Source organism: Massilia sp. AB1 (assembly GCF_018119385.1).
Lineage (GTDB): Bacteria > Pseudomonadota > Gammaproteobacteria > Burkholderiales > Burkholderiaceae_D > Telluria.
Map to the genome: position 1 here is coordinate 1 of NZ_JAGKSG010000082.1, position 9922 is coordinate 9922.

Sequence of the window (9922 nt, forward strand, 5' to 3'; positions counted from 1 at the left end):
AACCCCCCGCCCCCCCCCCCGGCCCGCCCCCCCCCCCCCGCGTTCAACCGGCCTATGCTCTAGCGGACGGTCGCCAGCGCGGGCCCCTGCTCCCAGCCGCCCCCGATGGCGCGCGCCACGGCCACGGTGGCCAGCAGGCGCTGGGTGCGGATCTGCGCGGCAGCCCGGTCCGCCGCCAGCGCGCTGCGCTGGGCGTCGGTCACGTCCAGGTAGGTCGACACGCCGCGCTCATAGCGCGCCTGCGCCACCAGCAGCGCGCGGCTGGCCGCCTGCTGCGACTGGGCCTGGACCTCGCCCTGCTTCTGGCGCTGCTCCACGTCCGACAGCGCATCCTCGACTTCGCGCAGCGCCGTGAGCAGCTTGCCCTGGTGGCTGGCCACCGCTTCCTCGTAGCGCGCCTTGGACAGCGCCAGGTTGGAGCGGTTGCGGCCCGCGTCGAAGATCGGCAGCGACAGCGCCAGCGGACCGGCCGAGAACTGGCGCGCGCCGCCGCTGGCCAGGTCGCGCAGGTGCTCGGAAGCGAAACCGAAGTTACCGGTCAGCGACAGCGAGGGATAGAAGGCGCCTTCCGCCACGCCCACCTGGGCATTGGCCGCGCGCAGCTGGGCCACGCTGGCCGCCAGGTCCGGGCGCTGGCCCACCAGGCTGGCCGGCAGGCCGACCGGGATGCCTGGCGGCTGCGGCAGCGCGGCGTTTGACGCCTGGATGAGCGGCGCGCTCGGCGAGGCGCCGACCAGGGTGGCCAGCGCGTGTTCGACCAGGTTGCGCTGGCGCTGCACTTCGTGCAGGTCGGCCTCGGCGTTGGCGCGTTCGATGCGGGCGCGCGAGACATCCAGCTCGTTCGACAGGCCGGCCTTGAAGCGCGCCTCGACCAGTTCCTGGGCCTCGCGCCGGGTGTCCAGCGCGCCGCGCAGGATCGCCAGCTCGGTGTCCAGGCCGCGCAGCTGCCAGTACGAGGACGCCACCTGGCTCGACAGCAGCAGGATCACGCCGTCACGGTCATCCTGGGCCGCCAGCGCCTGCGCGTCGGCCGCTTCGACCACGCGGCGCACGCGGCCCCACAGGTCCAGCTCATACGACAGCGAAGCGCCGACGCTGAAGTTGTTGCCCTCGATCGAACGGCGGCCGAGCGCGATGCCCTGCGAAGTCTCGGACGAGGTGCGCGAGTTCGAGATGCCGGCGCCGACGGCGACCGTGGGCGCCTGTCCGGCGCGCACCACGCCCAGCTGGGCCTGGGCCTGCAGCAGGCGCTGCGCGGCGGCCTGCACGCCCGGGTTGTCGCGCAGGGCGCGCTGCTCCAGGCTGTCGAGCGTGGCGTCGCCGAACACGGTCCACCAGCTGGCGGGCAGGCGCGCGCTGTCGCCGCCGGCTGCCGCGTGGCGGAAGGCCGCGTCGCCTGGCGCGGCCGGGGCCTTGAAGTCGGGACCGACAGTGGTGCAGCCTGCCAGCAGCAGCGAGGCGGCGATCATGGTAAGTGCGAATGGCTTCTTCATGTTCTCTGCTTTCGTATTCAATGTGCACCCGAGGCGCCGCCCGGCGACTTGACCTTGTCGGCCATCCAGATCGCCGCGATGCAGCCGATCAGCACCAGGCCGATGATCAGGAAGCCGTCGTTGTAGGCCATCACATAGGATTCGCGCCGCACGATGCGGTCGATCACGGCGAGCGCCTGGCTGGCGGCGGTGGCCGGGTCCATGCCGTTGGCGATGAAGCCCTGGGTCAGCTGATCCAGGCGCTGCTGGGTCGCCGGCGCGTAGTTCGACACCGCCTCGCCCAGGCGCGCCGAGTGGAAGTGCTCGCGGTTGGTCAGCGAGGTGGCCAGCAGCGCGATGCCGATCGAGCCGCCCAGGTTCCGGGTCATGTTGAACAGGCTCGAGGCCGAGGGCATGTCGCGCGGCGGCAGGCCGGACATGGCGAAGTTCGACAGGGTCAGCATCACGAAGGGCTGGCCGATGGCGCGCACGATCTGGGTCAGCATCAGCTGGTCGTAGCCGGTGCTCGCATCCATGAAGGCGTTCATCAGGCAGGAGCCGCCGAACAGCAGCAGGCCGAAGGAGCACAGGATGCGGTTGTCGACCTTGGAGGACAGCGCCGCCGCGAAGGGCATCACGAACAGCTGCGGCAGGCCGACCCAGGCGATCACTTCGCCGATCTGCATCGGCGTATAGCCGGCGATCTGGCCCAGGTAGAGCGGCAGCAGGAACGAGGAGCCGTAGAGGCCCATGCCGGTCACGGCCGACAGCGTGGTCGCGACCAGGAAGTTGCGCTGCCCGTACAGGGCCAGGTTCACGAAAGGATCGGGACGCGAGAAGCTCACCGCCACCCAGCCCAGGATGCCGGTCAAGGACAGCGCGGCGAAGGTCACGATGAACTCGGACTCGAACCAGTCCTTCGAGTTGCCCTCTTCCAGGAAGATGGTCAGGCAGGCCAGGCCCATCGCCATCAGGCCGATGCCGAGCCAGTCGGCGTTGACCAGGGTCCTGAGGTTCGCTTTTTCCTTGTCCAGGCCATACATCAGGCCGGCGATCAGGAGCACGCCCGGCACCCAGTTGATGTAGAAGATCGAGGGCCAGCCGTACAGCTCGGACAGGTAGCCGCCCAGGGTCGGCCCCATGGCCGGCGCCAGGGTCGCGGTCAGGCCGAAGATCGCCATGCCGACCGCGCGCTTGTTGGCGGGCAGGCGGGTGATCACGAGGGTCATCGCCATCGGGATCAGGGCGCCGCCGGTGAAGCCCTGCAGCATGCGGAACACGATCATGCTCTCGAGGTTCCAGGCCGCCCCGCACAGGGTCGAGAACAGCAGGAACAAGGCGGTCGTGCCCATCATGTAGTTGCGCACGCCGAAGGCGCGCGTGAGCAGCGCGGTCATCGGGATCACGACGATCTCGGCGCACAGGTAGGCGGTCGAGATCCAGGAACCCTCCTCCTGCGTGGCCGACAAGGTGCCGAGGATGTCGCGCAGCGAGGAGTTGGTGATCTGGATGTCGAGCACCGCCATGAAGGCGCCCAGCATCCCGGCGGCGACCGCGACCCAGGTGCGGGCGTCGACGCGCGCGCCGACCGGCGGCGAGTAAGGCGTGGCGGGAGCGCCGCCCGCGGTCGCGGGCTTGCTCAGGGAAGTCATGGCGCTTCCTTAGTGCGCCGCGGAGGCGGTTTGGGTGTGTGCGGCCTTCTGGCCCAGTTCGACCTCGGCCACCACCGACATGCCCGGCACCAGGCGGCCGGCGTACTTCTTCATGTCCTGCGGATCGAGGGTGATCTTGACCGGCACGCGCTGCACGACCTTGGTGAAGTTGCCGGTCGCGTTATCGGCCGGCAGCAGCGCGAACTGGTTGCCCGAGGCCGGCGAGAAGCTGTCCACGCGGCCGACCAGTTCCTTGCCCGGCAGCGCATCGACTTCCAGGTGTACCTGCTGGCCCGGCTCCAGGCCGGCCAGCTGGGTTTCCTTGAAGTTGGCGACGACCCAGACATTGTCCTCGACCACGGCCAGCAGCTGCTGGCCCGGCTGCACGCGCGCGCCCACTTCGATGCTGCGCTTGCCGACGCGGCCCGCCACCGGGGCCACGATGCGGTTGTAGGCCATCTGCTGGCGCGCGTCCTTGAGCTGGGCTTCCAGCACCTTGACCTGGGCCTTGAGCACGTCGCGCGCGGCATCGGCGGAGGCCACCTGGGCCTGGGCCGCGCTGGCGCTCTCGCGGCGCGCGGCCACGTCGGCCACCGCGCCGGCGCGGGCGGCGCTGGAGGCGTCCACCTCGGCCTTCGAAACCGCCTTCATGGTCTCGTTGTACAGCTGGCCGAAGCGCTCGGCATCCTGGCGCGCACGCACCAGCTGGGCCTCGGCCTGCTTGACCTGGGCGCCGGCCGCGGCCGCCTGGGCGCGCACCTGCGCGACTTGCGCGCCGGCTTGTTCGATCTGCTGCTGCACGCTGGCGATCTGGGCTTCGATCTGCTCGACGCGCACGGCGTGGTCGGCCGGATCCAGCTCGGCGATCACGTCGCCCGCCTTGACCATCTGGTTATCGTCCACCAGCACGCGGGTGACCACGCCGGCCACGCGCGCCGACACCGGGTGCACGCGGCCGGTGACGTAGGCGTTCTCGGTCTCCACGAAGTGCTGGCTCTTGTACCACATGCGTCCACCCGCCCCGAGGGCCGCCAGCGCGATCAGCCCGACCACGGTCAGCACGCGCTTGTTCGGCGGCGCCTTGGCAGGGGCCGACGGCGGGACGGGTGCGGCGGGGTTGGATGCGGCTGCGGCTGGCTTGTGCTCGGCCGGGGTGTGCGCTTCTGCCATGGAGTACTCCGAAGAAATGAAATGGGTTATGCGCATTATTTTCCACTCCGCGCCGGAAGTCAAGAAATGAAACGGTTGCATTTCATTAGAGTTTCCTCTAAAGTCCGCTTCATGAGCAAACCGATGTCCCCTCACACCTGCGGCGTCAAATCAGCCGGCCGGCCGAAAGCGTCGGAGGTGGAAGCACGTACCCAGGAACTGATCCAGGCCGCAGCCGGCCTGTTCCTCAAGCATGGCTATACCAAGGTGAGCCTGGAGGCGATCGCGCGCGAGGCGCGGGTGGCGGTGCGCACCATCTACGTGAAGTTCGGCGGCAAGGCGGGCCTGCTCAAGGCCGCGCTGGCTTCGCGACGCGAGCGCTTCTTCCCTGCCGGCAGCATGGAAGACGACACGCGTCCCATACGCGAGGTGCTGGACGACTTCGCCCGTGTGTTTTCCGTGCTGCTGTGCGAGCCGGAAGCCGTGGCCCTGCAGCGCGTGGTGATCGCGGAATCGGCCAGCAATCCGGAACTGGCGGAAGCCTTCTACGACGCCGGGCCGCGCCTGACGCGCGAGATGCTGGACCGTTATTTTTCCCGGCTTGAAGTGCGCGCGCAATTACGCGAAGGCCTGCCCTACGAGCTGCTGCCGGCCTACCTGATCGGCTGCATCAGCGGCGATCCGATCGGCCGCTTCCTGTTCCCTGAACAGGAACCCTGCGGCGAGGAAGCGCAGCGCCTGCTGAGTCAGCGCATGGAACTGTTTTATCGTAGTATTCTCAAGAGTCCATAAGGCAAGATTGTGCGTCATCGCACCGACCCGCCTCTGCCTTGTGTGAGACCCTGAAGGCCTTTACAGGAGGATGTCATGAATACTAACAACACAACAGCGGCGCACCGCGAGGAGGCAGCATGAGTAAGTCTTCCCGTTACGAATGGCGTGACCAGCAGGCGTCGCTGCAAGAACGCATGAAGTGCTTTATCGAAAATCCCGGCAATGAACAGCTCGAAGCCGTCGTTGCCGAAATGCGCGCCTACGCGGCCGCTGCGCAGTCGGGGGCGATCGATATTCCGCAGCGCTTCGTCAGCTTCGGCTGAGCAGGCGTAGGGTCGCAAAAAACCGTCCAGTATTTACTGGGCGGTTTTTTTTCGTCTGCTTGTTTCTGCAGGCGCTGGTTGAACTACGCAAACCACTAACTTCAAACCGTCGCCACCGGCACCGGCGTCGCCGACCCCAAATCCTCCATGTCATACACCCGCGTCAAGCAATGCACCGTGCGTGACGCCCGGTGCCGCTCGTGGATCTCGCGGGTCACCACCTCCACCCTCCTCGGGCGCAGCGCCACCTGGCGCGGATCGATGGCGTCCTGCCCGTGATCTTCGAAACGGGCCGCCAACTGCTGGGAAATGGTGCCGTGCACGGTCGCGGGTTCGCCGCGGATCGTGGTCTTGAGTTCGAAGCAGCGGGATTCGGGCAGCACGAAGACCGTGCCGATGTATTCATTGCCGTGTTCGTCCATGTCAGCCTCCTGAGCCAGACGCGACCGCGGCAAAGGAATTGCCGCCTCATGCCGCCATCATAACGATTCGCCAGCCGGCGGCAACCGGCGCACGCTTGGGTCATGACATTTCGCGCCGTTAAGCTGCAACTCGCGCCGTCCGGGCCCCGGCTCGTCGCACGCCCCCGCACGCGCGCATCCGGGCCGCTACAGTGCCTCCATCAACCAACGAATGGAGACACCAATGACCCTCATCCGCACCGCTGCCTGCTGCAGTCTCTTCCTGATGTCCGCCGCCGCCCAGGCCGGCGACCTGGCGATCCGCATCGACGACGTCAAATCCTCCGAAGGCAGCATCATGGTGGCGCTCTTCGATTCCGCCGACAGCTTCCTGAAACGCCCTGCCAAGGTAGCGCGCGTGCCGGCCAGCGCCGGTACGGTGAATGTGCTGATCAAGGACGTGCCGGAAGGAGAGTTCGGCTTCAGCCTGTTCCATGACGCCAACGGCAACGGCAAGATGGACCGCAACCTGGTCGGTATCCCGACCGAGGACTATGCCTTCAGCAACAATGCCCTCGGCAAGATGGGCCCGCCATCCTTCGAGCAGGTGAAGTTCGCCATTCCCGCCGCCGGCACGGCCACCACCATTTCGCTGCGCTAAGGCCATGAACCGCCGCCGCTTTCTCGAATCCGGACTCGGCCTGGCCGCCCTGGCGCTCACGGGCGCCGCCCGCGCCGATGCGGAAACCTACCGCCGCTTTCACGCCGCCCTCGCCCGCCAGCCGGCTTTGGCCGTGTATGCCGACACGGTCGGCAGCCAGGCCGGCCAGGCGGTGATCAGCGGACGGCTTCCCGCCGACCTGCAGGGCAGCTTTTACCGTAACGGCCCTGGCCGCTTCGAACTCGGCGGCGAGCGTTACCAACACTGGTTCGATGGCGACGGCTTCGCCCAGCGCTGGACCATCGCCGGCGGCCGCGTGAGCCACCGGGGCCGCTTCGTCGAAACCTGCCGCTACCTCGATGAAACCCAGGCTGGGCAGTTCCTCTACCCCTCGTTCGGCACCCACTTGGCGCGCCGGGGCTTTCGCGACAACGACACCCTGAACGCCGCCAATACCAACCTGCTGCCCTTCAATGGCCGCGTGTACGCGCTGTGGGAAGGCGGGTCGGCCACCGAAGTCGATCCGGACACCCTGGCCACGGTGGGCCTCAAGACCTGGCGCGATGACTTGCGCGCGATGCCCTTCTCGGCCCATCCCAAGCTGGATCCCCAGGGCGGCATGTGGAACTTCGGCGCCCTGCCCGGCTCGGGCCGCATTGCCCTGTACCAGATCGGAAGCGACGGCCAGGTCTTGCGCACGGGCGTGATCGAGGTGCCCCGGCAAGCCATGGTGCACGACTTCGCTGTCAGCGCGAGCCACCTGATCTTCCTGGTGCCGCCCTACGATCTGCAGCCCGGCAACAGCATGAGCTTCGCCGAGCGCCACCGCTGGGCCGGCGACGGTCCCTCGGCCCGTCCGCTGCGCGTGGTCGTGGTGTCGAAAGACAGCTTAACCGTGCGCAAGGTGTTCGAGCTGCCGCCGCAGATGGTGTTCCACTTCGGGAACGCCTGGGAAGACGGCGCCTGCACCCGCTTCGACGTGGTGCTGCATGCGGGCGACGTGCTGGCCGAGCTGGGCGGCCTGATGGCCGGCGAGCGCCCCGCCAGCCTGCAGTCCCGTAGCGAAGCGGTGCAGGTCTGCCTCGACTATGCGGCCGGCCAGGCGCGCACCAGCCGCCTGTTCGGGCCCAGTGAATTCCCGCGCGTGGCGCCGCAGGTGGTCGGCAGCCGCCACCGCCGCCTGGTCCTGCTCGGCGACGGCGGCGAGGCCGTGCTGTCGAGCGTCAACCTGGTGGACACGGACACGGGCACGGTGGACAGCTACCGCTTCGGCGCCGGCTGGCAGGTGGAAGAGCACGTCCTGGTCCCGCGCCGTCATGCACGCTCCGAAACCGACGGCTACCTGGTCGGCGTGGCGCAGGACCTGCGCAAAGGCGTGGGCGTGCTGACCGTGTTCGATGCGGCGCGGGTCAGCGCCGGGCCGCTGGCGCTGGCGAGGCTGCCCTATCGCACGCCGCACTGCTTTCATGGTAATTTCTTGTCCGCATGATCACTACCCAAGAACCTGCCGCCGCCAACCTGGCCCGCGAGCGCGGCCACCATCCGCTGGAACTGATTCCGCTGTTCCGGCGCTGGCCGCCTTCGCTCCTGCGCAACCTGCTCTATACGGCGATCTGGAGCAGCGCGCTCGCGCTCGTGCTGACCGTGCTGCAGAAACTGATGGGCCGCTCGGGCATGTCCTTCGCGCGGCTGCTGTTCGCCACCCTGGTCATCAGCAACCTGATCGGCTTCATGATCCACGGGATGCTGGAGCTCCTCGAACGTAACTTCCCGCGCGATAAGCTGTGGCGCTTCCGTGCAGCCCAGGTGCTGGCGATCGCGCTGGCCAGCGTGATCGGCATCCCCTTCGGCAATGCGCTGGTCGTCGGCAGGAGCCCGCTGCGCTTTTTCCAGTACACCGACACCCTGACCTTCCTGCTGGCCTTCGCCCTGATCACGGCGGCATTGATGGTCATGGTGCTGTCCGCTGGCGAACGGCGCATGCGGCGCGCGGCCGAGATGGCGCGGCAGCAGGAACAGATCGCCGCCGCCGGCCGCTTGGTGGCCGAGGCGCGCCTGCGCGCGCTGCAGGCGCAGATCGAACCGCACTTCCTCTACAACACCCTGGCCAACGTAGTCAGCCTGATCGACAGCCAGCCGGCGCAGGCGCGCCGCATGCTGGAGCGCTTCATCGACTACCTGCGCGCCAGCCTGGCGGCCAGCCGCGCCGAGCATGCGACCGTGGGCAGTGAACTCGACTTGGCCGGTGCCTACCTCGACGTGCTGGACGTGCGCATGGCCGGGCGCCTGCGCTGGCGGATCGAGGCCGAGCCTTCGGTGCGCGCCCTGCCGATGACGCCGATGCTGCTGCAGCCGCTGGTGGAGAACGCGATCATGCACGGCATCGAGCCCAAGCTGGACGGCGGCGAGATCGTCATCCGTGCGCGCCTGGACGGCGGCATGCTGTGCGTCGAAGTGGCCGACAGCGGCCTCGGACTGCGCTTGGCGCCGCCGCGTCCCGGCGGCGGCTTGGGGCTGGCGAACCTGCGGGAGCGGCTGCGCCAGCTCGGCGGCCAGGTCCAGCTGATTGAAAACCCGGAGGGCGGCGTGACCGCGCGCCTGCTGCTCCCTTCTCCGACGGTGACATCATCGACCATCCCCGCGCCCTGATCGCAGACGACGAACCGCATCTGCTCGACTACCTCGCTTCCCAACTGGCCATAGCCTGGCCGGAGCTGCGCGTCACGCGCGCCGCCAACGGCATACAGGCCCTGGAACTGATCGACGAACTGGCGCCGGACGTGGTGTTCCTCGACATCCAGATGCCGGGGCTGACCGGGATCGAGCTGGCGGCCCGCCTGTGCACTGGGCCGAAGCCGCCGAGGGTGGTTTTCACGACGGCGTATGAGCATTACACCTTGCAGGCATTCGAGCATGCGGCCTTCGATTACCTGCTCAAGCCGATCGGGCTGGAGCGGCTGCAGCGGACGGTGGATCGGCTCAAGCAGGCCCTGCCTACGCCGGTTCCGGCGGCGGATGCGCTGCAGGCGCTGCTGCGCCAGATCGGCGTCGGGACGCCCGCGCCTTTGCAGTGGATCCGGGCGGCGCATGGGCAGGAGACGCGGCTGATTTCCATCGACGAGGTGATTTACTTTCAGAGCAACGACAAGTACACCAGCGTGTTCCTGGCGGATGGGGAGAGCTTGATCCGGACGCCGCTCAGCAAGTTAAAGGAGCAGCTCGATCCGCAGCGGTTCTGGCAGATTCATCGCGGGATCATTGTCGCGGCGAAGCATGTGGCCGGGACGAGGACGGATTTTCGCGGGAGGTTGCTGGTGCGGCTCAAGGGGCGGGAGGAGCAGCTGGTGGTGAGCAGGAATTATGTGGAGTTGTTCAGGCAGATGTAGCTGGCGTTTCTGTTCTCACTGCTCTGCGAACTTGGATTCCGGCCGAGGGGGACCTAAGTCCGCACCGCAGCCGGCAACGCATAAAAAAACGGGACCAAAGAGGC

General features: G+C 67.9%; 10 protein-coding genes. 6 read left to right on the forward strand and 4 right to left on the reverse strand.

Annotation, left to right across the window (positions count from 1 at the left end; all coding sequences use genetic code 11):
- Nucleotides 1-59: 59 nt before the first annotated feature.
- The 3 genes from J8847_RS23490 to J8847_RS23500 are packed head-to-tail and all read right to left on the reverse strand — an operon-like array spanning nt 60 to nt 4294.
- Entirely contained in the window at nt 60-1493 is a 1434-nt protein-coding gene (locus J8847_RS23490; RefSeq protein WP_211527107.1) for an efflux transporter outer membrane subunit, read from the reverse strand.
- Between the two features lie 17 nt (nt 1494-1510).
- Nucleotides 1511-3124, reverse strand: coding sequence for a DHA2 family efflux MFS transporter permease subunit (locus tag J8847_RS23495; RefSeq protein WP_211527108.1), 1614 nt, complete (start codon nt 3122-3124; stop codon nt 1511-1513).
- A gap of 9 nt (nt 3125-3133) precedes the next feature.
- A complete protein-coding gene (locus J8847_RS23500; protein ID WP_211527109.1) occupies nt 3134-4294 on the reverse strand; it encodes an HlyD family secretion protein in 1161 nt (386 codons plus the stop codon).
- 177 nt (nt 4295-4471) lie between these two features.
- On the opposite strand from J8847_RS23500, the gene J8847_RS23505 reads away from it, so the two are divergent.
- Nucleotides 4472-5065 (forward strand): TetR/AcrR family transcriptional regulator, encoded by a 594-nt coding sequence (locus J8847_RS23505; RefSeq protein WP_373888835.1) that lies wholly within the window; start codon nt 4472-4474, stop codon nt 5063-5065.
- A 119-nt stretch (nt 5066-5184) separates the two neighbouring features.
- The gene (locus tag J8847_RS23510; RefSeq protein ID WP_211527111.1) at nt 5185-5370 is read left to right on the forward strand and encodes a hypothetical protein; all 186 of its coding nucleotides are present in this window, start codon (nt 5185-5187) and stop codon (nt 5368-5370) included.
- Between the two features lie 101 nt (nt 5371-5471).
- On the opposite strand, the gene J8847_RS23515 is transcribed toward J8847_RS23510, so the two are convergent.
- Nucleotides 5472-5792, reverse strand: a complete 321-nt coding sequence (locus tag J8847_RS23515) for a hypothetical protein (RefSeq protein ID WP_211527112.1) — start codon at nt 5790-5792, stop codon at nt 5472-5474.
- Nucleotides 5793-6015: 223 nt separating this feature from the next.
- Between J8847_RS23515 and J8847_RS23520 the strand changes: the two genes are divergently transcribed.
- From J8847_RS23520 to J8847_RS23535, 4 genes are read left to right on the forward strand one after another with little or no spacing between them, the layout of a single operon-like run.
- Nucleotides 6016-6432 carry a DUF2141 domain-containing protein gene (locus tag J8847_RS23520; protein ID WP_211527113.1) on the forward strand — a complete coding sequence of 139 codons (417 nt, stop codon included), beginning with the start codon at nt 6016-6018 and terminating at the stop codon, nt 6430-6432.
- Nucleotides 6433-6436: 4 nt separating this feature from the next.
- Entirely contained in the window at nt 6437-7921 is a 1485-nt protein-coding gene (locus J8847_RS23525; protein WP_211527114.1) for a carotenoid oxygenase family protein, read from the forward strand.
- The gene (locus J8847_RS23530; protein WP_211527115.1) at nt 7918-9081 is read left to right on the forward strand and encodes a sensor histidine kinase; all 1164 of its coding nucleotides are present in this window, start codon (nt 7918-7920) and stop codon (nt 9079-9081) included. The genes J8847_RS23525 and J8847_RS23530 overlap by 4 nt, the downstream gene beginning before the upstream one ends.
- Nucleotides 9082-9101: 20 nt before the next feature.
- Nucleotides 9102-9818, forward strand: coding sequence for a LytTR family DNA-binding domain-containing protein (locus tag J8847_RS23535; protein WP_229513181.1), 717 nt, complete (start codon nt 9102-9104; stop codon nt 9816-9818).
- Nucleotides 9819-9922: the final 104 nt, after the last annotated feature.